The sequence below is a fragment of the Cupriavidus sp. SIMBA_020 genome, assembly GCF_046535395.1.
Lineage (GTDB): Bacteria > Pseudomonadota > Gammaproteobacteria > Burkholderiales > Burkholderiaceae > Cupriavidus > Cupriavidus campinensis.
The window spans coordinates 1-235 of sequence record NZ_JAWRWU010001679.1 but is presented as its reverse complement, the minus strand read 5'-3'; the positions used below and the strand labels follow the sequence as shown (position 1 = coordinate 235).

At 67.2% G+C, this 235-nt stretch carries 1 protein-coding gene; it reads left to right on the top strand.

Features of this window, described 5'->3' with window-relative positions:
* Positions 1-235 (top strand): M14 family zinc carboxypeptidase (locus SB751_RS35320; RefSeq protein ID WP_410749652.1); only part of this gene is annotated, 235 nt, incomplete at both ends.

The following is a 235-nucleotide window of genomic DNA, read 5'->3' as shown; positions in this document are numbered from 1 at the left end:
CGAGCACACGCCCGATTTCGACAGCATTTACTACGCGTATTTCGAGCCGTACGGCGAGGAGCGCCACTCGGAATTCCTCGGCGCGCTGCAGCAGTTGCCGCACGCCACGCTGAGCGAGCTCGGCCAGAGCGTCGAGGGCCGGCCGATGTCGCTGCTCTCGCTCGGCATGCCCGGCGACACCACGCCCGAAGGCAAGCCCAAGCAGACCGTGTGGATCATCGCGCGCCAGCATCCG